Annotated in this window: 26 protein-coding genes; 8 read left to right on the plus strand and 18 right to left on the minus strand. The window is 73.1% G+C overall.

The window, feature by feature from the left end; translation table 11 throughout:
• Nucleotides 1–29: 29 nt before the first annotated feature.
• Entirely contained in the window at nucleotides 30–320 is a 291-nt protein-coding gene (gene rpsF, locus EIW28_RS13840; RefSeq protein ID WP_106362735.1) for a 30S ribosomal protein S6, read from the minus strand.
• Nucleotides 321–582: 262 nt separating this feature from the next.
• On the opposite strand from rpsF, the gene EIW28_RS13845 reads away from it, so the two are divergent.
• The gene (locus EIW28_RS13845) at nucleotides 583–2,244 is read left to right on the plus strand and encodes a fumarate hydratase (protein WP_125248259.1); all 1,662 of its coding nucleotides are present in this window, start codon (nucleotides 583–585) and stop codon (nucleotides 2,242–2,244) included.
• 345 nt (nucleotides 2,245–2,589) lie between these two features.
• The gene (locus EIW28_RS13850; protein ID WP_125248260.1) at nucleotides 2,590–3,393 is read left to right on the plus strand and encodes an MHYT domain-containing protein; all 804 of its coding nucleotides are present in this window, start codon (nucleotides 2,590–2,592) and stop codon (nucleotides 3,391–3,393) included.
• A gap of 70 nt (nucleotides 3,394–3,463) precedes the next feature.
• Here the strand turns inward: EIW28_RS13850 and EIW28_RS13855 are convergent, their stop codons facing one another.
• From EIW28_RS13855 to EIW28_RS13870, 4 genes are all read right to left on the minus strand, one after another.
• On the minus strand, nucleotides 3,464–4,639 hold the full coding sequence (locus tag EIW28_RS13855) for a glycosyl hydrolase family 18 protein (RefSeq protein WP_125248261.1): 1,176 nt from the start codon (nucleotides 4,637–4,639) through the stop codon (nucleotides 3,464–3,466).
• A gap of 170 nt (nucleotides 4,640–4,809) precedes the next feature.
• Nucleotides 4,810–5,157, minus strand: a complete 348-nt coding sequence (locus tag EIW28_RS13860) for an ArsR/SmtB family transcription factor (protein WP_197717268.1) — start codon at nucleotides 5,155–5,157, stop codon at nucleotides 4,810–4,812.
• Nucleotides 5,158–5,204: 47 nt separating this feature from the next.
• The gene (locus EIW28_RS13865) at nucleotides 5,205–5,861 is read right to left on the minus strand and encodes an SRPBCC family protein (protein ID WP_125248263.1); all 657 of its coding nucleotides are present in this window, start codon (nucleotides 5,859–5,861) and stop codon (nucleotides 5,205–5,207) included.
• A gap of 69 nt (nucleotides 5,862–5,930) precedes the next feature.
• On the minus strand, nucleotides 5,931–7,295 hold the full coding sequence (locus tag EIW28_RS13870; protein ID WP_125248264.1) for a cystathionine beta-synthase: 1,365 nt from the start codon (nucleotides 7,293–7,295) through the stop codon (nucleotides 5,931–5,933).
• 179 nt (nucleotides 7,296–7,474) lie between these two features.
• Between EIW28_RS13870 and gndA the strand changes: the two genes are divergently transcribed.
• The gene (gene gndA / locus EIW28_RS13875) at nucleotides 7,475–8,905 is read left to right on the plus strand and encodes an NADP-dependent phosphogluconate dehydrogenase (RefSeq protein ID WP_125248265.1); all 1,431 of its coding nucleotides are present in this window, start codon (nucleotides 7,475–7,477) and stop codon (nucleotides 8,903–8,905) included.
• 46 nt (nucleotides 8,906–8,951) lie between these two features.
• On the opposite strand, the gene EIW28_RS13880 is transcribed toward gndA, so the two are convergent.
• The 5 genes from EIW28_RS13880 to EIW28_RS13900 form a co-directional block, all read right to left on the minus strand.
• A complete protein-coding gene (locus EIW28_RS13880) occupies nucleotides 8,952–9,155 on the minus strand; it encodes an NUDIX domain-containing protein (protein ID WP_125248266.1) in 204 nt (67 codons plus the stop codon).
• A 4-nt stretch (nucleotides 9,156–9,159) separates the two neighbouring features.
• Nucleotides 9,160–9,690, minus strand: coding sequence for an NUDIX hydrolase (locus EIW28_RS13885; RefSeq protein WP_125248267.1), 531 nt, complete (start codon nucleotides 9,688–9,690; stop codon nucleotides 9,160–9,162).
• Nucleotides 9,687–10,244 (minus strand): NUDIX hydrolase, encoded by a 558-nt coding sequence (locus EIW28_RS13890; RefSeq protein WP_125248268.1) that lies wholly within the window; start codon nucleotides 10,242–10,244, stop codon nucleotides 9,687–9,689. Before EIW28_RS13890 ends, EIW28_RS13885 begins: the two co-directional genes overlap by 4 nt.
• Before the next feature lie 95 nt (nucleotides 10,245–10,339).
• A complete protein-coding gene (locus EIW28_RS13895) occupies nucleotides 10,340–10,756 on the minus strand; it encodes a DUF6220 domain-containing protein (protein ID WP_125248269.1) in 417 nt (138 codons plus the stop codon).
• Nucleotides 10,749–11,753 (minus strand): carboxymuconolactone decarboxylase family protein, encoded by a 1,005-nt coding sequence (locus EIW28_RS13900; protein ID WP_125248270.1) that lies wholly within the window; start codon nucleotides 11,751–11,753, stop codon nucleotides 10,749–10,751. Before EIW28_RS13900 ends, EIW28_RS13895 begins: the two co-directional genes overlap by 8 nt.
• A 215-nt stretch (nucleotides 11,754–11,968) precedes the next feature.
• Here EIW28_RS13900 and EIW28_RS13905 point away from each other — a divergent pair, with 215 nt between their 5' ends.
• The gene (locus EIW28_RS13905; RefSeq protein ID WP_125248271.1) at nucleotides 11,969–13,231 is read left to right on the plus strand and encodes a sensor histidine kinase; all 1,263 of its coding nucleotides are present in this window, start codon (nucleotides 11,969–11,971) and stop codon (nucleotides 13,229–13,231) included.
• Nucleotides 13,228–13,890 carry a response regulator gene (locus EIW28_RS13910; RefSeq protein WP_125248272.1) on the plus strand — a complete coding sequence of 221 codons (663 nt, stop codon included), beginning with the start codon at nucleotides 13,228–13,230 and terminating at the stop codon, nucleotides 13,888–13,890. The genes EIW28_RS13905 and EIW28_RS13910 overlap by 4 nt, the downstream gene beginning before the upstream one ends.
• 134 nt (nucleotides 13,891–14,024) lie before the next feature.
• On the opposite strand, the gene EIW28_RS13915 is transcribed toward EIW28_RS13910, so the two are convergent.
• The 5 genes from EIW28_RS13915 to EIW28_RS13935 all read right to left on the minus strand — a co-directional run bounded on the left by EIW28_RS13915 (nucleotide 14,025) and on the right by EIW28_RS13935 (nucleotide 17,273).
• On the minus strand, nucleotides 14,025–14,894 hold the full coding sequence (locus EIW28_RS13915; RefSeq protein ID WP_125248273.1) for a YihY/virulence factor BrkB family protein: 870 nt from the start codon (nucleotides 14,892–14,894) through the stop codon (nucleotides 14,025–14,027).
• Between the two features lie 48 nt (nucleotides 14,895–14,942).
• Nucleotides 14,943–15,383, minus strand: coding sequence for a DUF7144 family membrane protein (locus EIW28_RS13920; RefSeq protein WP_125248274.1), 441 nt, complete (start codon nucleotides 15,381–15,383; stop codon nucleotides 14,943–14,945).
• A gap of 115 nt (nucleotides 15,384–15,498) precedes the next feature.
• Nucleotides 15,499–16,092 (minus strand): anthranilate synthase component II, encoded by a 594-nt coding sequence (locus EIW28_RS13925; RefSeq protein WP_125248275.1) that lies wholly within the window; start codon nucleotides 16,090–16,092, stop codon nucleotides 15,499–15,501.
• A 16-nt stretch (nucleotides 16,093–16,108) separates the two neighbouring features.
• Complete coding sequence (locus EIW28_RS13930) at nucleotides 16,109–16,399, minus strand: hypothetical protein (RefSeq protein WP_125248276.1); 291 nt, start codon at nucleotides 16,397–16,399, stop codon at nucleotides 16,109–16,111.
• Nucleotide 16,400: 1 nt separating this feature from the next.
• A complete protein-coding gene (locus EIW28_RS13935) occupies nucleotides 16,401–17,273 on the minus strand; it encodes a class E sortase (RefSeq protein ID WP_125248277.1) in 873 nt (290 codons plus the stop codon).
• A gap of 579 nt (nucleotides 17,274–17,852) precedes the next feature.
• Between EIW28_RS13935 and EIW28_RS13940 the strand changes: the two genes are divergently transcribed.
• The gene (locus EIW28_RS13940; RefSeq protein WP_125248278.1) at nucleotides 17,853–18,116 is read left to right on the plus strand and encodes a cell division protein CrgA; all 264 of its coding nucleotides are present in this window, start codon (nucleotides 17,853–17,855) and stop codon (nucleotides 18,114–18,116) included.
• A 166-nt stretch (nucleotides 18,117–18,282) separates the two neighbouring features.
• Here EIW28_RS13940 and EIW28_RS13945 read toward each other — a convergent pair whose 3' ends face one another.
• Nucleotides 18,283–19,452, minus strand: a complete 1,170-nt coding sequence (locus EIW28_RS13945) for a thiolase family protein (protein ID WP_125248279.1) — start codon at nucleotides 19,450–19,452, stop codon at nucleotides 18,283–18,285.
• On the minus strand, nucleotides 19,445–19,963 hold the full coding sequence (locus EIW28_RS13950) for a YbhB/YbcL family Raf kinase inhibitor-like protein (RefSeq protein WP_125248280.1): 519 nt from the start codon (nucleotides 19,961–19,963) through the stop codon (nucleotides 19,445–19,447). Before EIW28_RS13950 ends, EIW28_RS13945 begins: the two co-directional genes overlap by 8 nt.
• Nucleotides 19,964–20,207: 244 nt before the next feature.
• Here EIW28_RS13950 and EIW28_RS13955 point away from each other — a divergent pair, with 244 nt between their 5' ends.
• A complete protein-coding gene (locus EIW28_RS13955) occupies nucleotides 20,208–21,302 on the plus strand; it encodes an aminotransferase-like domain-containing protein (protein ID WP_125248281.1) in 1,095 nt (364 codons plus the stop codon).
• 402 nt (nucleotides 21,303–21,704) lie between these two features.
• On the opposite strand, the gene EIW28_RS13960 is transcribed toward EIW28_RS13955, so the two are convergent.
• On the minus strand, nucleotides 21,705–22,004 hold the full coding sequence (locus tag EIW28_RS13960) for a hypothetical protein (RefSeq protein ID WP_125248282.1): 300 nt from the start codon (nucleotides 22,002–22,004) through the stop codon (nucleotides 21,705–21,707).
• A gap of 179 nt (nucleotides 22,005–22,183) precedes the next feature.
• Here EIW28_RS13960 and EIW28_RS13965 point away from each other — a divergent pair, with 179 nt between their 5' ends.
• Complete coding sequence (locus EIW28_RS13965) at nucleotides 22,184–22,696, plus strand: peptidylprolyl isomerase (RefSeq protein WP_125248283.1); 513 nt, start codon at nucleotides 22,184–22,186, stop codon at nucleotides 22,694–22,696.
• The last annotated feature ends 7 nt before the right edge of the window (nucleotides 22,697–22,703 follow it).

The raw sequence follows: 22,703 nt of genomic DNA on the forward strand, positions 1-22,703 counted from the left end.
CTTGACGGTCTCGCAGTTGCAGGGTCGGGTTACCGAAGCTCCGGTCGCAGCACCTTGGTCCGCAGCACCGACTCGTTGAGCCGCAGCTGGCGGTCCATCTCAGCGACGGGACCGGGCTCGGACTGCAGGTCGACGACGGCGTAGACGCCCTCGTTGCTCTTGTTGATCTCGTATGCCAGACGGCGACGGCCCCAGACGTCGATCTTGTCGACGGCCCCTCCGGCGTCCTTGACGCCCTTGAGGAACTTCTCCAGCGTCGGGCCGACCTGTGCCTCCTCGATGTTCGGTTCGAGGATCACCATGAGTTCATAGTGACGCAAGATCGATCCACCTCCTTCGGTCTCAATCGGCTGCGGTCTCTCCGCAGCAGGAGGAATCACTTGCGCGCTGCCCAGTGGGCAACCTGGCAATCGTACCTGCTTACAGGCGGTGCGGCCGGGGCCGCTCCGCCTGGGTGTGACGCTACCTGCCGGGTGCGACAGCCCGCAGCCCGACACCGCACCGAAACGGCGCCCGCGTCCCGTTCGCGGCGGGCCCGCGCCGCGCCCGGACCGCGCAGGCGGCCGCGCTAAGTTTGAACGCGTGACATCGGAGTTCCACTACACGGACCTGCTTCCCATCGGCCCGGACACCACCGAGTACCGCCTGCTCACGACGGACGGGGTGAGCACGGTCGAGGCCGCCGGACGGCGGTTCCTCACCGTGGAGCCCGAGGTCCTCACGCAGCTCGCCGCCGAAGCGGTGAAGGACATCTCGCACTTCCTGCGCCCCGCGCACCTCGCCCAGCTCCGCTCGATCCTCGACGACCCCGAGGCCAGCGGCAACGACCGGTTCGTGGCGATGGACCTGCTCAAGAACGCGAACATCGCCTCCGGCATGGTCCTGCCCATGTGCCAGGACACCGGCACCGCGATCGTCATGGGCAAGCGCGGGCAGCACGTCCTCACCGACGGGCGCGACGCCGAGCACCTCTCGCGCGGCGTGTGGCAGGCCTACCGCGACCTCAACCTGCGCTACAGCCAGATGGCCCCGCTGACGATGTGGGACGAGAAGAACACCGGCTCGAACCTGCCCGCGCAGATCGACCTGTACGCCGACGGCGGCGACGCGTACAAGTTCCAGTTCATCGCCAAGGGCGGCGGCTCGGCGAACAAGTCGTTCCTGTTCCAGGAGACGAAGGCGATCCTCAACCCGAACGCGATGATGCGCTTCCTGGAGGAGAAGCTCCGCCAGATCGGCACCGCCGCGTGCCCGCCCTACCACCTGGCGATCGTCATCGGCGGCACCAGCGCCGAGTACGCGCTCAAGACCGCGAAGTACGCCTCCACCAAGTACCTCGACGCGCTGCCGACCGAGGGCTCCCCGTCCGGGCACGGCTTCCGCGACCTCGCCCTCGAGCAGGAGGTCCTCGAACTCACCCGCCAGTTCGGGATCGGCGCCCAGTTCGGCGGCAAGTACTTCTGCCACGACGTGCGCGTGGTCCGGCTCCCGCGCCACGGCGCGTCCCTGCCCGTCGCGATCGCCGTGTCCTGCTCGGCCGACCGCCAGGCCATGGCCAAGATCACGGCCGAGGGCGTGTTCCTGGAGCAGCTCGAGCGCGACCCGAGCCGGTACGTGCCGGAGGTCCGCGAGGACGACCTCGAGGACGACGTGGTCCGCATCGACCTGAACCGGCCGATGTCCGAGATCCGCGCCGAGCTCTCCCGGTACCCGGTGAAGACCCGCGTGTCCCTGACCGGGACGCTCGTCGTCGCCCGCGACATCGCGCACGCCAAGATCAAGGAGCGCCTCGACGCGGGCGAGCCGATGCCGCAGTACCTCAAGGACCACGCCGTCTACTACGCCGGCCCCGCGAAGACCCCCGAGGGCTACGCCTCCGGGTCCTTCGGGCCCACCACGGCCGGGCGCATGGACTCCTACGTCGACCAGTTCCAGGCCGCGGGCGGCTCGTTCGTCATGCTCGCCAAGGGGAACCGCTCGCAGCGCGTCACCGACGCGTGCAAGGCGCACGGCGGCTTCTACCTCGGCTCGATCGGCGGGCCCGCCGCGAAGCTCGCGCAGGAGAACATCAAGGCCATGGAGGTCCTGGAGTACCCCGAGCTCGGCATGGAGGCCGTCTGGAAGATCGAGGTCGAGGACTTCCCGGCGTTCATCGTCGTCGACGACAAGGGCAACGACTTCTACGAGGCCACCCGCCAGCCGGTCCTCACCGTGGGCCGCCGCCGGCACCTCACCGTCACGTAGCAGCGCCACGTAGCACCGTCACGCAGCGGCGCCGCCGCCGCAGCGGCCGCCGACCCCTGGAGGTCGGCGGCCGCTCCTGTTGCGCCCGTTGCCATGCGAGCACTTTGCGGCGCCTCACAACGGTTGTCCGGTTCGGTGCGGACGGCCATTTCTCCGCGCCGCACGGCGCATTCCGCGGACCGCCCGTGTCGGCCATGTGCGGATTCGGCCCGGTTCGTACGGCGCCGGAACGCCTGCAAGCCAGGCGAAACCGCGCATCCGTGCGATTTCCGGCGTCCCATGCAAGGTCCTTTCCGGAGTTACGATCAGCTCCCCCCTACCGATCGGTACCCCCTCGGAAGCACGATGATCGAACACTTCTCCCACGGGTACGCGACCCTTCCCGTCGCGTTCCTCGTCTCGATGACCGGCTCGGCCCTCGGCCTCCTCCTCGCGAAGCACGCCCGCCGCCACGCCCGGCCCGCCCGCCGCGCGCTGTGGCTCCTGCTCGCCGCGTTCGCCATCGGCGGCACCGGCATCTGGGTCATGCACTTCGTCGCGATGCTCGGCTTCGCCGTCCGCGACGCGCGCCTCCTCTACGACCCCTGGACGACCGCGCTCAGCGCCCTGATCGCCGTCGCCGTCGTCGCCTGCGGCCTCTTCGCGATCGGCCTGGGCCGCTACTCGCCGGCCCGGCTCGCGGCCGCCGGGACGCTCACCGGCCTCGGCGTGGCCGCCATGCACTACACCGGCATGGCCGCCGTCAGCGCCGACGTCGACCTCGCCTACGGCCGCGGGTCCGTGGCCGCCTCCGTCGCGATCGCGATCGCCGCCGCGACCACCGCGCTGTGGCTCTCGTGGCGGCTCCAGCGCGCCTCCACGATGTGGCTGGCCGCGGCCGTCATGGCGCTCGCGGTGAACCTCATGCACTACACCGCGATGTTCGGCGTCCGCACCGACGGCGCCGCCGCGGCCGAGCCGAGCGGCGTCGAGGCCGCCGACCTGGTCTTCCCGATGGCGACCCTCACCGCGGTCGTGCTGCTGTTCCTCGTCTTCACCGTCGTCATGGTCCCCACCGACGAGGAGCTGCGCGCCGACGAGCACCTCTCGACCCTCCAGCGCCGCACCACCGACCGGCCCGTCGCGGGCCGCAAGCCGCCCCGCTACTGACCCACCGCGGACGCGAGGACCGGCCCCGCTCGACGAGCGGGGCCGGTCCTGCCGCGGGAGGGGGAGCGGATCAGCCGCCGACGGTGTTCGCGAAGTGGTAGCCGTTCGTGCGGTCCCAGTTGATCGACCAGGTCATGGCCCCGCCGATCCCCGGGTAGGCCTGCGACGGGACGAAGTCGCCGCATCGCTGGCGCGTCTCCAGGCAGGTGATCGCGTCGTTGACCATCGTCGGGTTCACGTAGCCCGAGCCCGCGGCGCTCGGCACGGCCGGGAGGCCGAGGCCGACCTGGCTCGGGGCGAGCCCGGCCTGGAGCTGGATGCACGCCTGGGCGGTGAGGAAGTCGATGTCGCCCTGGGCGTACACCTTCCCGTCGCAGCCGAGCATCGTGCCGGAGTTGTAGTACTGCATGTTGACGATGGTGAGGAGGTCCTTGGTGTTCACGGCGAGCCGGTAGTACCCGGCCGAGGTGGACTGGAAGTCGATCGTCTGCGGCGCCATCGTGTAGGTGAAGCCGGGCCGCCGCGAGTCGATGGAGCGGAGCGCGGTCTCGATCGCGCCGGCGTCGATGCCGTGCTCGAGGTCGATGTCGACGCCGTCGAAGCCGAACTCGGTCATGAGGGCGACCACGGAGTCCGCGAACGCCGCCGAGGTGGCCGCGCTGTTGATCGTGACGTTCCCGCGCTCGCCGCCGACCGAGACGACGACCTTGCGGCCCTGGGCCTGGATCGCGTCGATGTCGGCCTTGAACTCGGCCTCGGTGTACCCGGCGTTCGTGAGGCTGGAGTCGAGGGCGAAGTCGACCTGGCCGGGCGTGGCGGTGGACTCGGCGAAGGCCACGGCGATGATGTCGTACGTCGCGGGGACGGCGCTCAGCTCCATGACGCCGGAGCCGTTGTCGAAGTTGTGCCAGTAGCCGGTGAGGTGGTTGCCGCCCTGGCCGGGGCCGCCGGTCGGCTCCTCGCTGGTGGGCGGCTCGGCGCCGTCGCAGGCGCCGAGGTCCTCCCAGACGCCCCACTGGCCGGTGGTGCCGGGGGTCTCGCCGGTGGTCCACCACTTGGCGCGGTACTCGCGGTCCTGGTGGCTGACGCGGTCGCCGCCGACGTACACGGCGCTGGACCGCCAGGGCGCGCCTTCGCAGGCGGCGACGGCCGAGGCGCTCCCGGCGAAGGCGACCGGGATCGCGGCGGCGCCCGCCGCGGCGAGGGTGGCGGCGGCGATGACCGCCGCGGTGCGTAGGCGTCGCAAGGGACCTCCATATATTTAAAGATTCCTAAATGTATCTCCTTCATCGTGTCGGCCGGCGCGGCCGTTGTCAAGGGCCCGGCCCGCAGAAAAATCCGACTCGCCCGGATTGCGGGCCGCTTCCGCAAGCCCCGCAACCGAACGAGTCGGACTCCTTACCGTTCGCCGTGCGCCTACGCCGCCCCGCGCCCCCGCCGCTCCTCGCGGGCCCCGCCGCGCAGCCGCCGCTCGCGCTTCCCGCGCGCGAGCTCGGTCTCCAGGGCCCCGAGCGGCCCGGCGAACGCGTCCTCGAAGCGCGCCAGCCACGCCCGCACCGCCGCGAGCCCGGCCTCGTCGACGGCGTAGATCCGCCGCGTCCCCTCCGCCCGCACCGACACCAGGCCGGCCTCCCGGAGCGCCTTGAGGTGCTGGGAGACCGCCGGCTGCGAGAGGCCGCCGCGCCCCCGGCCGCCCGCGGGCAGCTCCTTCAGGATCGCGGACACCGTGCCGGCGGACGCCTCGCCCTCGGCGAGGAGCTCCATGATCCGGCGGCGCACCGGGTCGCCGAGCGCGTCGAAGACGGCGTCGCTCACGCCTCCGGCTCCTCCGGCGGCGCGACGGTGTAGAACGCCACGACCGCTTCGAGGGCCGCGTCGGCCGCCGCCGGGTCATCGCCGGCCGCGACCGCGGCCTTCGCCCAGTCGCCGCCGGTGGCGCGCGCGAACTCGATCCCGCCCGGGCCGGTCATCCACGCCTCGAACTCCGCGCCGTCGAGCGGCGTCCCGGTCTCGAGGTAGACGCCGAGGCCGTACAGGCTGCCGTCCCAGCCGATGCCGACCGCGCCCGGCCCGTACTGGCGCCACATCTCCGGGTCGACCGGCGCCTCGTGCACGAGCTCGAGGACGGTCCCGCCCTCGGCCTTGCTCAGGTTCACCTCCAGCCACGACACCTGGCCGCCGAACTCCCAGGTCACCGCCAGGGAGTCGGGGGCGTCGCAGCGCTCGACGAGCCCGCCGGCGTTGCCGTCGAACTGGTACCGGCCGCCGACCTCGAGGTCGCCGGCCACCGGCAGGAACCAGCGCGGCAGCCGCTCGGCGCTGGTGAGCGCGTCCCACACGTCGGCCTGGTCGGCGCGGTAGCGGCGGCGCGCGACGAGCACCTTCGTCGCGGCGCCCCCGCGCTCGCCGGAGCGGATCTCGCGGGCCACCAGTCCGGCGGCCTCGATCGGGTTCTGAGGATCGGGCATGTCGCCTCCTTGTATAAGTTGCTACTTATATTAGGGGGAGGCGGCGCGCCCGTCAACGGAACGCCGGAATCAGCGCTCCACGTAGCTCAGCAGGTCCTGCCGGGTCACCACCCCGACCGGCTTGCCCTCGGCGAACACCATGAGCGCGTCCCGGTCCTGGAGCGCGGCCACCGCCCGCTCCACCTGCTCGCCCGAGCCGATCGTCGGCAGCGGCTCCCCGATGTGCCGCTCGATCGGGTCGTGCAGCGTCGCCTTCCCCCCGAACAGCGCGTCCATCAGGTCCCGCTCGGCGACCGCGCCCGCGACCTCGCCCGACGTCACCGGCGGCTCCGCCTTGAGCACCGGCATCTGGCTCACCCCGAACTGCCGCATGATGTCGATCGCCTCGCGCACCGTGTCCTGCGGGTGCACGTGCACGAGCTCCGGGAGGTCCCCGTCCTTGCCTGCCAGCACCTCGCCCACGGTCGTCTCGCCGGACGCCCCCAGGAACCCGTACTCGGTCATCCACGAGTCGTTGAAGATCTTCGACAGGTAGCCCCGGCCGCCGTCCGGCAGGATCACCACGATCACGTCCTCGGGCGACGCCTCCTTCGCGACCGCCACCGCGCCCACCACGGCCATCCCCGCCGACCCGCCCACGAGCAGGCCCTCCTCGCGGGCCAGGCGCCGCGTCATCGCGAACGACTCCGCGTCGGTGACCTCCACGATCCGGTCGGCCAGCCCCCGGTCGTAGTTCGCCGGCCAGAAGTCCTCGCCCACGCCCTCGACCAGGTACGGCCGGCCCGTGCCGCCCGAGTACACCGACCCCTCCGGGTCCGCGCCCACGACCTGCACCCGCCCGCCCGACACCTCCTTGAGGTACCGGCCGATCCCGGTGATCGTCCCGCCCGTGCCGACCCCCGCCACCAGGTGCGTGATCCGCCCGTCGGTCTGCTCCCAGATCTCCGGGCCCGTCTGCGCGTAGTGCGACGCCGGGTTCGCCGGGTTCGAGTACTGGTCCGGCTTCCACGCGCCCTCGATCTCGTCGATGAGCCGGTCCGACACCTTGTAGTACGAGCGCGGGTCCTCCGGGTCCACCGCCGTCGGGCACACCACGACCTCCGCGCCGTACGCCTTCAGCACGTTCCGCTTGTCCTCGGACACCTTGTCCGGGCACACGAACACGCACTTGTAGCCGCGCTGCTGCGCCACCATCGCCAGGCCCACACCGGTGTTCCCCGACGTCGGCTCCACGATCGTGCCGCCCGGCCGCAGCGCCCCCGACGCCTCGGCCTCGTCGATCATGCGCTGGGCGATCCGGTCCTTGATGGACCCGCCCGGGTTCAGATACTCGACCTTGGCCAGGACGGTCGCCGGCGCGCCGTCGGTGACGGCGCCCAGCTTCACCAGCGGGGTGTCGCCGATGAGGCCGAGGACGGATTCGTAGTACTGCATCCCCACAGCCTAGAGCCTCACCCGAAAAGTACCGACTGGTCCGGGTCGCGCGTCACCGCCGCGCCCGACCGCGCGCGCACGTCCCGCTGCGTGGATACGATCGGCGGTGGTGCGCCCGCCGCCGGGCCGACCGGCGAGAATCGGGGCGCACACCTCTTTCGCAACGTAGGGAGACAGGCATGAGCACCGCCGACATCGGCGTGGTCGGGCTGGCCGTGATGGGCTCGAACCTCGCCAGGAACTTCGCCCGGCACGGCTTCACCGTCGCCGTCTACAACCGCACGTACGCCAAGACCACCGAGCTGATCGACGCGCACGGCGACGAGGGAGCGTTCGTGCCCTCCGAGGAGCTGGCCGACTTCGTCGCCTCCCTCAAGCGCCCCCGCAAGGCCATGATCATGGTCCAGGCCGGCCCCGCCACCGACGCCGTCATCGACCAGCTCGCCGCCCTCATGGAACCCGGCGACATGATCATCGACGGCGGCAACGCCCACTTCGAGAACACCCGCCGCCGCGAGGCCGCCCTCCGCGACCGGGGCCTCCACTTCGTCGGCACCGGCGTCTCCGGCGGCGAGGAGGGCGCCCTCCTCGGCCCCGCGATCATGCCCGGCGGCTCCGAGGAGTCCTACGAGTCCCTCGGCCCCATCCTCGAGGCCATCGCCGCCAAGGCCCCCGACGGCACCCCCTGCTGCACCCGCCTCGGCCCCGACGGCGCCGGCCACTTCGTCAAGATGGTGCACAACGGCATCGAGTACTCCGACATGCAGCTCATCGGCGAGGCCTACGACCTCCTGCGCCGCGGCGTCGGCATCGAACCCGCCGACCTCGCCAAGATCTTCGCCGTTTGGAACGCCGGCGACCTCGACTCCTACCTCATCGAGGTCACCGCCGAGGTCCTCGGCCACACCGACGCCGCCACCGGCAAGCCCCTCGTCGACGTCATCGTCGACCAGGCCGGCCAGAAGGGCACCGGACGCTGGACCGTCCAGAACGCCCTCGACCTCGGCGTCCCCGTCACCGGCATCGCCGAGGCCACCTTCGCCCGCGCCCTCTCCTCCGGCGTGAAGCAGCGCGAAGGCGCCGTCGACCTCCTCACCGGGCCCAGCGCCAAGACCGACTTCCCCGAGACCTTCGTCGAGGACGTCCGCCAAGCCCTCTACGCCTCCAAGATCGTCGCCTACGCCCAGGGCTTCGACCAGATCGCCGCCGCCTCCGCCGAGTACGACTGGGGCATCGACCTCGGCTCCTGCTCGGCCCTGTGGCGCGCCGGCTGCATCATCCGCGCCCGCTTCCTCGACCGCATCACCGAGGCCTGGCGCTCCGACCCCGAGCTCCCGACGCTCCTGGCCGCGCCCGAGTTCACCAAGATCGTCACCGACGCCCAGGACGCCTGGCGCCGCGTCGTCGCCACCGCCGCCCTCGCCGGCATCCCGACCCCGGGCTTCTCCTCGGCGCTGGCGTACTACGACGGCCTGCGCTCGCGGCGCCTCCCGGCGGCCCTCATCCAGGGCCAGCGGGACTTCTTCGGCGCGCACACGTACAAGCGCGTCGACCGCGAGGGCACCTTCCACACCGACTGGTCGGGCGACCGCGCCGAGCACGAGGTCTGAGCGACGCCAAGCGCCCCCGCCCGGACCGGGCGGGGGCGCCGTCGCGTCAGGCGACGAACCAGGGCCCGTAGGAGCCGCCGAGGTCGACCGGTTCGGCGGCGAGGTCCTCGCCGTCCTCGACGCCGCCGCCGGGGGTGAACCAGCGCTCGACGCCCTCGCGGCAGCGGTTGCCGCCGACGTGGAGGACGGTGTCGTCGGGGGCGAGGACGAGGATGCGGGCGGAGGTGCGGTAGTCGCCTTCGGGGATCACGGCGTCAGCTCACCGACGTGTCGGCGGTGCGGCTGCCGGCGGGGACGAGGCGCAGGGGCGCGGCGGGGACGTCGCCGGCGATGAGCCGCTTGATGAGGTGCAGGAGCGGGTCGAACGGGGCGTCGTGGCCCTCGGCGGCGGCGAGCTCGTCGACGCCGATCCACCGGAACTCGAGGTCGAGCTCGTACGGGTCGCCGCCGGAGACGCGCGGCTGGAACCGCTCGACGCGGATGAAGAACAGGTAGTTGTCCTGGGTGAAGACCGCGCCGTCGCGGGCGCGGCTGAAGGAGCGCCGGGCCACCGGGCCGGCCACGTCGCCGGGGTCGACGCGCAGGCCGGTCTCCTCGAACAGCTCGCGCACGGCGGCGTCGAGGGGGGTCTCGCCGGGGTCGATGCCGCCGCCGGGGAGGAACCAGCGGGCGGGGCGTTCCGCGGTCGCGGACCGGCCGATGAACAGGACCGCGTCCTGTTCGTCGATCACGATGCACCGCGCGCCGTACCGGTCGATTCGGGTGGGTTCGTTCGTCGCGCTCACCGGTCAAGTATGGGGGCACGCTCGGTAGTCGTCCAGCCCCTATCGGTGTCCCACGTCCAAGCGCCCCATGGGATGCGAAGCGGCGCAGCGGGTCTCGCTCCGTCCAGGAGGCCCCTCAGCAGGGCCGAGGGGCCCGCGGGGAACACCAGCGCGTCGACCTCGGCGACCTCGGCGGCGCTCAGCCACCGCGCGGCCGTGAACTCGCGCCGCTCGATCGCCTCGAGCCCGTCCCGGGCCGGCTCGAAGTGCGGCACCCGCACGAAGAAGTACGCGTCCTCGGACTCGATCACCAGGCCGGGGCCGTCGGACCAGACGCCGGCGGTCTCGGCCACGACCGGACCCAGGTCCCCGGTGAGCCGCAGCCCGGTCTCCTCGAACACCTCGCGGACCGCGCCGTCCTCCAGGGACTCGCCCTCGTCGAGGCCGCCGCCGGGCGTCACGTAGTACTCCACGCCCGGGCCCATGTAGTCGCGGCTGTGGAACAGCAGCACCCGGTCGTCCTCGTCCACCAGCAGCACCCGCGCGCACCGCCGCCGCCACACCCTGGTTCCCATCACCCGAGCATCCCACCGCCGGGCCGCGCCGCCAAACGGGTCGGGCCCGCGGCGCATCGCGCCGCGGGCCCCGGTCTCCTGTCAAGTCTCGGCCGTCACGCGGCGGCGGGCACCGCCGCCGCGGCGCCCCTGCGCTCCTCGACGAGGCGCTTGGCCAGCCGCCCCGACGCCTCGGCCACGCCCATGATCATGAGGGCGTTGATCGCGTGGAACCCGAAGATGAACTGCCCCGGCACGGTGCCGGCGACGCTCACCAGGGCGATGAGCGACTGGAGCACGACCAGGCCGAACACGCCCGCGGCGAGGCCGGTGAGCTTCTTCCCCGACCGCGACAGGGCCGCGAACAGGATGCCCAGCAGCGCCACGACGGCGATCACGCGCCCGTTCATGATGTGGAAGGCGAACGACTCGTCGGGCGAGCCCGTGCCGAGCGCGCCGTACCCGGCCAGGAAGAACTGGATCCCGATCAGGGCGTGCAGCAGCCCGACCCACACCCGATAGAACTTAAGCATCGACATTCCTCGTTTCGATCTCGTCTTGGACGGCGTCCACGGCGGTCATCGCGCCGTACGTCAGCAGGTGGACCACGCAGTGGTCGGTGAACACCCCGCCCCGCCACGAGTCCACATCGGACTCCGTGACGGCGCCGGGCGCGAGCGCCGCCGCCACCGCCAGCCGCGCCCCCAGCCCCGCCTCCCGCGGCAGGCCCGCCCCGCCCACCAGCTCCGGCAGCGACTCCCCGACCTCCGCGCCCCGCCGGCCCACCGTCCGCTCCACCGCGTCCGCGGCCGCGTCCGACAGCAGCATCGACCCGTACGCGGCCATCGACCGCACCGTCCCGTACGCCCGGCCCACCGGCGACCCCGCCGCCCACGCCGGCTCCCGCACCGTCATCGCCGCGGCCCAGTCCGGCCGCTCCTCCAGCAGCGCCAGACTCGCCCCCGGCTCCAGGTCCGCGGCCATCGACTGCCGCAGCAGCCGCGACCCCACCGACCGGCCCAGCCGCGTCGTCAGCACCGGACTCGGCGACTCGTTCTCCGCCAGCGCCTTCACCAGACGCGTGATCAGCTCGAACACCAGGACCGTGCCCAGGAACCGCGGCGCGGCCTCCGCCGCGAACGGCCCCGACACCGACGGCTCCGCCGCCCAGTCCGCCAGCGCCGCCCACTCCGGCGGCGCCACCCCCGACCGCAGCCCCTCCGCCAGGTCCGGCTCCCCGGCCGCGTGCAGCAGCGTCGCATGCGCGTCCGTGCAGAACCGGCAGCCGTTCCGCACCGCGACCACGGTCGCCACCACCTCCTTCGCCTTCCGCTCCTCCGGGCCGCCGACCAGCAGCGACTCGCGCAGCAGCGACCACACCGGCGCGAGCAGCTCCGGCGCCGGCGAGAACATCGTGACCGCCGGGCCCAGCACGCCCAGCTCGCTCCTCACCTGCCGGTACACCTCGGCCACGACGCCGTCGGCCAGCTTGGGATCGACAGGGACGACATGCCTGACTGCGGGGGACATGGGGGCGCCTCCTCGGTTGAAGCCTCCGGGCGGCCCAGCGGCCGCCGCACCACTCCAGACTCCCCGCCGCCGCGCCCCGCCGCGTCCGCCCCGAGACGGCAATCGCGGCCTCCCCCCGCGCAGCACCGCACCCAGCGGCGTACACCCTGCGGGGTACGCCCGAGCTGCACCGCGAGCCGACGCCGCAGGTCCCGGGCCGCCCTAGAATCGAGCACATGTCTCAGCACCCCGAGCCCCGGACGGCCGGCGCGCGCCCCGAGATCCTCTCCGGCCGCCGGCTCGACCTCGTCGTCACCGGCGTCATGCTCGCCGACACCCTCGCCGCCGGCCTCATCAAGGACGTCCGCGACGGCATGCCGACCTGGGGCTGGCTCCCGCTCATGCTGGGCCCCCTGGTGTTCCCGCTGTGGCGGCGCCACCCCCGGCTCGTCCTCGTCGTCAGCGTCGGCTCGGTCCTCGCCTCCGGGCCCCTCGGCGTCGGCCCCCTCGCGGTCGTCCCGGCCCTCGTCGCCATCGCCGTCGCCATGTACACCGGCTACCGGGCCCTCAGCGTCTCTACGGTGTTCGCCCTCTCGGCCGTCACCGCCCTCGGCAACCTCCACAACGCGGGCTGGGAGGTGAACGGCCAGGTCGTCGAGCGCACCCTCCTGGTCATCGGCTGGCTCCACGTCGCCCTCATCTCCGGCCTGTCCCGCCGCCAGCGGGACGCGTACATGGCCGAGGCCGAGCACGTGCGCGAGGAGGCCGTCAAGCGCAAGGCCGCCGACGAGCGCGTCCGCATCGCCCGCGAGCTCCACGACTCCCTCACCCACTCGATCTCCGTCATCCGCGTCCAGGCCGGCGTCGCGATCCACTTGGCGCGCAAGCGCGGCGACGAGCCGCCCTCCGCGCTGGTGGCGGTGGAGGAGGCCGCGAAGGACGCGACCCGGGAGCTGCGCGAGACCCTCACGATGCTCCGCGACGACGACGGCCACCGCCTGGCCCGCGTCGAGGACCTCGCCGACCGCTACCGGGGCCTCGGCTTCACCGTCGAGGTCGACTGCGCGATCGACTGCGGCGCCGACTGCCCCGTGGCGCTCGACGCCGAGGTCGACCACGCGGCGTACCGGATCGTCCAGGAGGCGCTCACGAACGCGGTCCGCCACTCCTCCGGCGACGCGGTGCGGGTGCGCGTCGCCCGCGAGGACGGCGCGGTCGTCGTCGAGGTCGCCGACAACGGCACGCCCGGCCGGGTCGTGCCCGGCCGCGGCCTCACCGGCATGCGCGAACGCGTCGACGCGCTCGGCGGCACGCTCCACGTCGGACCCGGCGAGTACGGTTTCACCGTCCGCGCGTCCCTCCCCGACGACACCGCGGCAACCGGCACCGCGGCAACCGGCACCGCCGAAGCCGATGCCGCCGAAGCCGATGCCGCGGCGCCCGGCCGCGCTGCCAGGCCCGCCGCCGCGGCCGAGCCCGAACTGGAGGAGTCGCGTTGATCAGGGTGCTGCTCGCCGACGACCAGCCGCTCATGCGCGGCGGGTTCCGGGCGCTCATCGACGCCGAGGACGACATGACCGTGGTCGCCGAGGCCGCCGACGGCCCCACCGCCGTGCGCCTCGCCGCCGACACCCTCCCCGACGTCGCCCTCCTCGACGTCGAGATGCCCGGCGGCGACGGCATCGGCGCGGTGCGCGCCATCGCCGCCGACGACCGGCTCGCCGGGGTGCGCGTCGTCATGCTCACCAACTACTCCTTCGACGCGTACGTGTTCGACGCCCTGCGCGCCGGCGCCGCCGGGTACCTCGTCAAGGACACCGAGCCGGAGGAGCTGCTGCGCTGCGTGCGCGCGGCCGCCGCCGGCGAGACGCTCCTGTCGCCCCAGATCGCCGCGAAGCTCGTCGCCGAGTACGTCGCGCACCCGCCCTCGCGCCTCGCCGGGCAAGTCGACGGGCTCACCTCCCGCGAGACCGAGATCGTCGCGCTGGTGGCGCGCGGCCTGACGAACACGGAGATCGCCGAGCGCCTGTTCATCAGCCCCGCCACGGCGAAGACCCACGTGCACCGGGCGATGATGAAGCTCGCGGTCCGCGACCGCGCGGGCCTGGTGGTGTTCGCCTACGAGTCGGGCCTGGTGCAGCCCAAGGGAAGCGCCTGACCCGGCCCGAGCCCGTGTCCCCTTTTCGGGTGACATTCCGGCCCGGGCCCCCGGTTCTTGTCGGACCCTTCGGCAATGCTCGTGCCTACGGTCCCCCTTCTGGGAGGGCGGGGGTTAGCGACGGCATACGGCCTTCAGCGCTCAGCGGCGCTCGGCTCCGTCGCCTCGCCCTCGGCCGTCCCGGCCGTGTCCGTCGCGGGGTCGCCGGTCGCGTTGTACTCGAAGCCGAACACCAGGGCCGCGTTCGTGATCCACAGCCACACCAGGAACACGATCACGCCACCGAGCGGGCCGTACGTCTTGTCGTAGTTCCCGAACGTGGCCGCGTACAGCCCGAACCCGGCCGAGGCCGCCAGCCACAGCACCACCGCGAGCGCCGCGCCGGGCGCGCGGCGCCCGAACCGGGACCGCTTCGCCGGGGCGAGCCAGTACAGGAGCGCCACGATCACGATGACGAGCACCGTGATCGCGGGCCACTTCACCCACGTCCACACCGCGACCGCCGCGTCGTCGGCGTGCACGGCCCGTCCGATCACGCGCGCCACGGACCCGCCGGCGGCCGCCACGACCGCGCACACCGCGGTGAGCGCGCCGACGACGACGGTGAGCACGAGCCGCACGATGAGCACCGTCCACCACTTGCGGGTCTCCTCGGTCCCGTTGACCGCGTTGAGGGCCCGCGAGAACGCGGCCACGTAGTTCGAGGCCGCCCACAGGGCCGCGACGAGGCCGAACAGCGCCACGAGCCCGGCCCGCGCCGGGTTCATCTGGAGCCGCGCGACGGCGTCCTCGATGATCGACATCGAGTCGCTCGGCAGGAGCGTCCCGGCGCCCTCGAGGAGCGACGCGGTCGCGTCCTCGTCGAGGAGGCCGATGAGGCTGGTGCCCACGAGGATCGCGGGGAACAGCGAGAGCACTGAGTAATATGTGAGAGCCGCCGCGGTGTCGCCGCGGCTCTCCGCGGCGTATCGCTTGGCGGCTTTGACGATCGAGCGTCCACCCATCCCTCCACCGTCTCAGACCTGATGCGGCCGTGGGGCGGTTCGCGGGGATTAGTCGCCCGCGGCGCCGGGCTCGCGGCCCGCGCCCGGACCGGTGGCGAGCGCCCAGATGACGAACACGTCGACGGCGATGACAAGGGTCGCCCAGAGGGGGTACTGCGGCGCGAGGAAGAACTGGTTCATGGCCGACACCACCGCGACCAGCAGCCCCGCGTACCCGCCGCGGCGCAGCCGCTCGAGTCGCCGCGGCCGCACCGCCCCCAGTTGCAGGAACCCGATCCCGATGGCGGCCAAGCCGATCGCGAGGTTGACCCAGCCCCAGCCGGTGTTGTCGGCGCGGTACCAGTAGCCGCCGCCGGCGAACAGGTACGAGTCGCCGCTCGCCACCGCGTACCCGATGAACACCTGCCAGGCCCCGACGAGCAGCAGGAGGATCCCGGCGAGCGGGGAGCCGGTGCCCCGGCGGCGAGGATGCCAGTCCTCTTCGGTCATGCGCGGTCCCCCCGGACGTGGACGGGCGCGGCCCGGCCGCACCCCTGCGCCCCCAGCCTAGGCGACGACGGTCCGCTACCGCGGCATCCACACTCGACGCCGGGCCCGCGCGCCTTCACGCGCCCCCGGGGGCCGCGACGCGCCGCAGCCAGTTGGCGAGGAGGGCGCTGCCGTCCTCGGTGAGGATCGACTCGGGGTGGAACTGGACGCCCTCGACGTCGACGCCGCGGTGCCGCAGCCCCATGACGGTCCCGTCGTCGCTGGTCGCGGTCACCCGCAGCGGGTCGCGGACGCTGTCGGGTTCGACGGCCAGCGAGTGGTACCTGGTGGCGGTGAACGGGTTCGCGAGCCCGGCGAAGACGCCCGCGCCGTCGTGGCGGATCGGGGAGGTCTCGCCGTGCCGCAGTTCGGCGGCCCGCGAGACGACCGCGCCCCAGTGCTCGGCGATCACCTGGTGCCCCAGGCACACCCCGAGGATCGGGACCTCGCCCGCGAACCGGTCGAGGAGGTCGTGGCCGAGCTTGGCCTCGTCAGGCCGGCCGGGCCCGGGCGAGAGCAGCAGCCCGGCGGGCCGGAGCCGCTCGGCCTCGGCCACGTCGGTGCGGTCGGAGCGGCGCACGTCGACGCGGGCCCCGAGGGCCCGCAGGTAGGAGACGATGGTGTGGACGAACGAGTCGCGGAAGTCCACCACCAGGACGCCCCCGGTCACGGCGCGGCCCCGCGGGTCACCCCTCGTCCTCCGCGGTCGGAGACTCGGCGGTCTCCCACTGGTCGGGGTCGAACTGGGTGTCGTGGCAGTCGACGCCGGGCGTGCACGTCGGCGAGGCGCCGTCGCCCTCGGGCTGCTCGACGTTCACGCCGCCGGCAGGGTCGACGTTGCTCCACGGCATGTGCGGGCGCACCGCCGGGAACAGCACGAACCACAGCAGCGCGAACGCGCCGGCGCCGAGCGCGAGCGAGCCGATGATCTTGCCGGGCAGGCCGAACGGGAGCTTGCTCCAGATCCACGAGTACACGTCAGGCCTCCGCGTCGATCGCCGCGGCCGGCAGGTCGCCGGCGGGGTCGCGTTCGATGGTCTCCACCAGCTGGCTGTACACGACGTACCGCTCGTAGTTGTCCCACAGGGGATGGCAGGTGAACAGCGTCAGCCAGTAGTCCTCGTCGCCGGGCTCGGCGCCGGGCTCGCCGGGGACGGGCGCGGTGATCTCGACCTGGGTCTCGTCGACGACGACGTGCTCCTGCACCTCGTACACGTAGAAGTAGTCCTTGGTCTCGATGACGACCTTGTCGCCGGGCTGGAGGTCGCGGATCTTCTGGAAGATCGCGGGCACGTTGTGGCCGGCGAGCGTGAAGTTGCCCTGCTCGCCCGGCATCGCGCCGTCCAGGTAGCGGCCGGGCGCGTACTCGATGTCGGCCGGCTCGGTGCCCTCGACGAGCGTCCACGACTCGGCCCGGATGTCCGGGGCCCACATGCGCGCGAACGCGTCGCCGAGCTCGGGGACCGGGTTGCCGTCGTCGCCCTCCTCCTCGGCCTCCCACATGGTGTCGAGGTCGGTGGAGAGGGTCTGCTGCTCGTTGTTGATCTCACCGGAGACGCCGAAGACCTCGTACCCCGCGTACAGGAGCACGACCGCGCCGAGCGTGATGAGCGCTTCCCCGAGGCCGCGCACGGTGGCGCGCACGCCGCCCTCGCCGCGGTGGCGCTTCACGGTGCGCTTCTTGCGGACCTCGCTCTCGGCGCCGGGCGGGGCCGGGACGTCGTCGGCGGGGATCACCGGGAGGATCGCGGTGCCGTCCGGCTCGGGCACGAGCGGGGCCTTGGCGAGCTTCGGGGGGCGCAGCGCGGTCGTGGCGTCGAAGTCGGGCTCGGCCGGCTCGGCGGGCGGCATGCCCGCGCCGTACGGGGCGGACCCGGGCACCTTCGCCGTGCCGTTCGGGACGCTCGCGCGGCCCGGACCCGGCGGGCGGGGCGGGCTCGGCTGCGTCGGCGGGCCGGCGGGGCCCTGCGGTGCGCGCGCCTGCGGGGGCGGTCCCGGGTGCGGCCGGCGGCCGGCGGCGGGAGCGCCCTGAGGACTGGAAGGCGGCCCCTGCGGCGGGTGCGGGCGAGCCGGCGGCTCGTCCGCAAAGGGGGACCAGTCCTGATCGCTCACCTGGAAATTCCCCTCGATCGTGCCCGTGTGCTGAACATGCGGGCGCTGTTGTAACCATAACGCGCGAGGCCATCCTAGGGTTGTCCCGCGAGGGCGAGTATCGCCCGAACGGGCAGCCCAGCGCCCCGGCCCGGAGCCCGGGCGGGACGGGGCCCGGAGCCGCGGCCCCGGATCGCCCGATACCCCTTACACGCCGTGGCGGCCCCGGATCATGCAGTCCGGCCCCGGTGTGTGAGCTACGCGATGCCGCGCGGACGGCGCGTCACCGGCGGACGGTACCCTGGGGGCCGGACATGTCCCTCAGTTGGAGAGTCGTCGATGCCGAAGTCACGCATGCGCAAGAAGAAGGTCTACTCGAGCTCGGGCACCGGGAAGAGCACGACCTCGGGCGAGGCCTACGAGCCGAGCCCCACATGGGTCCCCGTCACCGCCGTCGCCCTCATCGTGATCGGCATCGGATGGCTCACGCTGTTCTACCTCTCCGGCATGGCGTACCCGGTGGCGGCCTGGGGCTACTGGAACCTCGCGGTCGGCTTCTCCTGCATGGTCGCGGCCCTGCTCGTCCTCTCGAAGTGGCGCTGACCCGCCCCTGAGCGCCCGCACGCGCCGCCCCGCGCGGCCGGAGCACGAGTCGGACCCCCGGCGCGCACGCGCCGCCAGGGGTCCCTCAAGGCGGATGCACCGGGACCGCTGCCGATCCGCCGGTCGACCCGGCCTCCGGTCCGCGCTCCCGGCACTCCGGACCGCCTTACAGCAGTTCGAACACGGTCGCGTTCGCCATGCCGCCGCCCTCGCACATCACCTGGAGGCCGCGCCGCAGCCCGGCCTCCCGCATGTGGTGGAGCATCGTCGCGGCCAGCCGCGCGCCCGAGGCGCCCAGCGGGTGCCCGAGGGCGATCGCGCCGCCGTTCGGGTTGAGCCGCTCCTCGTCCGCGCCGGTCTCGGCGAGCCACGCGAGCGGGATCGCCGAGAACGCCTCGTTCACCTCGAACACGTCGATCTCGTCGAGGTCGAGTCCGGTGCGCCGCAGGATCTTCGCGGTCGCCGGGATCGGCCCGTCGAGCATGAGCACCGGGTCCGACCCGACCGCGCACGCCGCCGCGATCCGCGCGATCGGCCGCGCCCCGAGCCGCCGCGCGTGCTCGTCGGTGGTGATGACCAGCGCGGCCGCCCCGTCCGAGATCTGCGACGACGACCCGGCCGTCACCGACCCGTCCGCGACGAACACCGGCTTGAGCCCGGCGAGTCGCTCCAGGCTCGTGTCCCGCCGGATGCCCTCGTCGACCTCGACGAGGCCGTCCGGGGTCCGGACGGGGGCGATCTCGGCCGCGAACGCGCCCTTGTCGGTCGCCGCGGCCGCCTTCTCGTGGCTGGCGAGCGCGAACGCGTCCATGGCCTCGCGCCCGATCCCGTACTTCGCGGCGACCCGCTCGGCCGCCACGCCCTGGTCGAACGGCATCGCCGCGGTCGTGTCGACCTGCGCCGCATAGCGTTCGCGCACCACCGGCCCGTACGGGACGCCGGCGTCGGCGCCGAGGCTCGACCCCATCGGGACGCGGCTCATCGACTCCACGCCTCCGGCGACGACCACGTCGGCGTGCCCGGCGAGGACCGCCGCGGCCGCGAACGCGACCGCCTGCTGGCTCGAACCGCACTGCCGGTCGACGGTGGTCCCGGGGATCGCGTCGGGCCAGCCCGCGGCGAGCACCGCGTTCCGGGCGGCGTTCCAGGACTGCTCGCCGACCTGCGAGACGCAGCCGAGGACGACGTCGTCGACGGCGTCGGGCCCGAGCCCGGACCGCTCGAGGGCCGCGTTCATCGCGTGCGCGGCCAGGTCGACGGGGTGGACGCCGGCGAGCGCGCCGCGGCGCCGCCCGAGCGGCGTGCGGGCGGCGGCGAGGACGACGGCCTCAGGCATTGCGGTACACCGGGGCGATGACGGCGCGGGCGATCGCGTTGAACGTCAAGTGGAACGCCCCGATCGCCATCGACGACGCCGGGTCGACCGCGACCTGGTCCTTCAAGGCGTGCACGGCGAACAGGTACCGGTGCTCGGGGTCGCCGGGCGGCGGCGCGGCGCCGGCGTAGCCGACCCCGCCGGAGTCGTTGCGCAGCTGGATCGTGCCGAGCGGCGGCGCGGCGGACGCGCCCGTCGCCAGTTCCGTGACCGACGCGTCCAGGCCCAGCAGCATCCAGTGCCACCAGCCCGAACCGGTCGGCGCGTCCGGGTCGAAGCAGGTCACCGCGAACGCGGCGGTCTCCGCGGGGAACCCGGACCACGCCAGGTGCGGGGACACGTCCTGCCCGGCGACCTGCGCGGCCGGGAGGGTCTCGCCGTCGGCGACGTCGTCCGAGACGACCGTGAACGACGGGAGCGGGGGAAGGAAATCGTAGGGCCAGGGGGCCCGCTTGCGGTCGAGCGACGTCATTCGTCCTCCTCCTACCCCGGCCCGCGCGGGGAGCGGCGGGCCGCAGGTGCTGTGCTGTCTCAGCCTTCCCCTGCACCGTATCGCGCGCGGCGCGCCCGGCGGCGCGGACCGCGCCGCCGCCCGCCCCTGCCGCGCCCTGCCCGGCCCTGACCGGCACTCCCTCCCGGTGCCGCCGGGTGGGACGCGCCGCGACCGGGGCCAATGCCGCTCGACGTCCGCCCCGCGGGCCGCTTACGCTGGTGGCATGCCGAACACCGACGTCATCTCTTTCTCCCGGGGCGCCCCGTCGCTCGACATCGTCGACACCGAGGGCCTCAAGGCCGCGGCCGTGGCCGCCCTCGACGCCGACCCGGCCGGGACCACCGGCTACGGCACGTCCGTGGGCTACCCCGCGCTGCGCGAGTGGATCGCCGCGAAGCACGGCGTGAACCCCGAGAACGTGCTGGTCACCAACGGCTCGATGCAGGCCGACGCGTTCCTGTTCGACGCGCTCGTGCGGCCCGACTCGCCGGTGATCGTCGAACGGCCCACCTACGACCGGACGCTCCTGGGCCTGCGCGAGCGCCGCGGCCGGCTGCACCCGGTGCGCCTCCACGCCGACGGCATCGACGTCGACGAGCTCGAAGCCCTGCTCAAGGGCGGCGTGCGGCCCACGCTCGCGCACATCATCCCGAACTTCCAGAACCCCGCGGGCGTCACGCTCTCGGGCGAGAAGCGCACCCGCCTGCTCCAGCTCGCCGGCGAGTACGACTTCACGATCTTCGAGGACGACCCGTACCTCGACATCCGCTTCCGCGGCGAGCAGTTCCCGACCATGCTCGAGCAGGACACCGAGGGCCGCGTCGTGTACGCGTCCTCGTTCTCCAAGACCGTCTGCCCGGGCCTGCGCACCGGCTACCTGGTCGGCCCCGCCGACCTGATCGCCCGCATCGCGGCCGCGGCCACCAACACGTACATCGCGCCGAACATGTTCGCGCAGGCCACGATCTACCAGTTCGCGGCCTCGGGCGCGCTGGACCGCTCGATCGCGACCGTGAAGGCCGCCTTGGAGGAGCGCGTCGACCAGCTCGCCGCGTCCCTGCGCGCGCACCTGCCGAACGCCGAGTTCGTCGTCCCCGACGGCGGCTACTTCCTGTGGGTCGACCTCGGCGCGGGCGTCGACTGCGCGAAGGTCGCCGCCGCGGCCGCCGACGAGGGCGTCCAGGTCGTCAAGGGCACCGACTTCGTGCTCGAGGGCGGCGAGTCCTGCCTGCGCCTGGCGTACTCCGCGGTGAAGGCCGACCGGATCGACGAGGGCGTGCGCCGCCTCGCGAAGGCCGTGGAGTCCGCCCGCGCCTAGCCGCCGCACGTTCCGTGACGATCATCTGACGTTCCGTCGAGAGTGGATGGCGGTTATACGCCATGGCGCATAACCGCCACCGCACCGCTCTTCCCAGAACGCGAGGCGGGAGCCACAATCGGTTGCGTGGCCGCGGCCCTGCCGCGGCGGTAGCCGTTATCCCGCCCCCTGACGCCGGATCGGTGGACTCGCCCACTCCCCCCCGAGGGCGAGGCACCGGTCCGGCGTTGCCCTTTCCCAGGCGTCTTTCCCCTGGAACGGGTGCGGGGACCCGTGCCCGCACGGATCCCCGATCACCCGGCCGCCGGTCCCGCCCGGCGGCTGTGGCGCCACCGGCCGGCGTCCGGCCGGATTCTTCACTTGTGCTCCTTCGCCGGAGCGGCGTCCCCCCGGATCGCCGCGCTAGCGGCTGACGCTGTCGACCAGCTCCTCCTGGAGCGCGCGATCGTCGAGCTCGGTGTCGTCGAGCAGTTCGTCGGCGAGGAGCTGCTCGCCGATCGACTCACTGCGCTGCCGGTACCACAGGTAGGCGACGGCCCCGCCGATCGCCAGTCCCGCGCCGATCGCGCCCGCGACCCACGGCCACTTCGGGGCCGGGGGCTTGCGGAGCCCTACCTTCGCGAGGACGACGTTGACCCGCGGCGCCGCGGCCTCCTTCGTACCCCGCGCCGCCGCGACCCCCGCGTCCTTGAACGAGGTCACACCGTGCTTGAAATGGTCCACTGCCTCCCGGGCGGGAGTCGTGGAACGTCGGCTGAAGCCCATCGTGAATGCCTCCTCTAGGTGCCTGTACAACTCATCGTGCACCGGGCTGTGACACCCGTCGAGGGAAACGGGGGAGAAAGTTGGACGAACCTCGGCCGTCTGGCACCATGGACGCCATGACCAAGGCGACGCTGAAGACCAATGCCGGCGACATCATCATCGAGCTCCTCGACAACCACGCGCCCAAGACGGTGGCGAACTTCGTGGGCCTGGCCGAGGGCACCAAGGAGTACACCGACCCGGAGACCGGCCAGCCCGGCTCGGGACCGTACTACGACGGTGTGATCTTCCACCGGGTCATCGACGGCTTCATGATCCAGGGCGGCGACCCGACCGGCACCGGCCGCGGCGGCCCCGGCTACAAGTTCGCCGACGAGTTCCACCCCGACCTCCACTTCGGCGAGCCCTACCTCCTCGCGATGGCGAACGCCGGGCCCGGCACCAACGGCTCGCAGTTCTTCATCACGCTGGGCCCCACCCCGCACCTGAACTTCCGCCACACCATCTTCGGCAAGGTGACCGACGAGGACTCCAAGGCCGTCGTCGACCGGATCGGCAAGACCCCGACCGGCCCGATGGACCGCCCCGTGAACGAGGTCGTCATCAACTCCGTCGTCATCGAGAAGTAACACCGCC

This window comes from Glycomyces terrestris, from assembly GCF_003933745.1.
GTDB lineage: Bacteria > Actinomycetota > Actinomycetes > Mycobacteriales > Micromonosporaceae > Glycomyces > Glycomyces terrestris.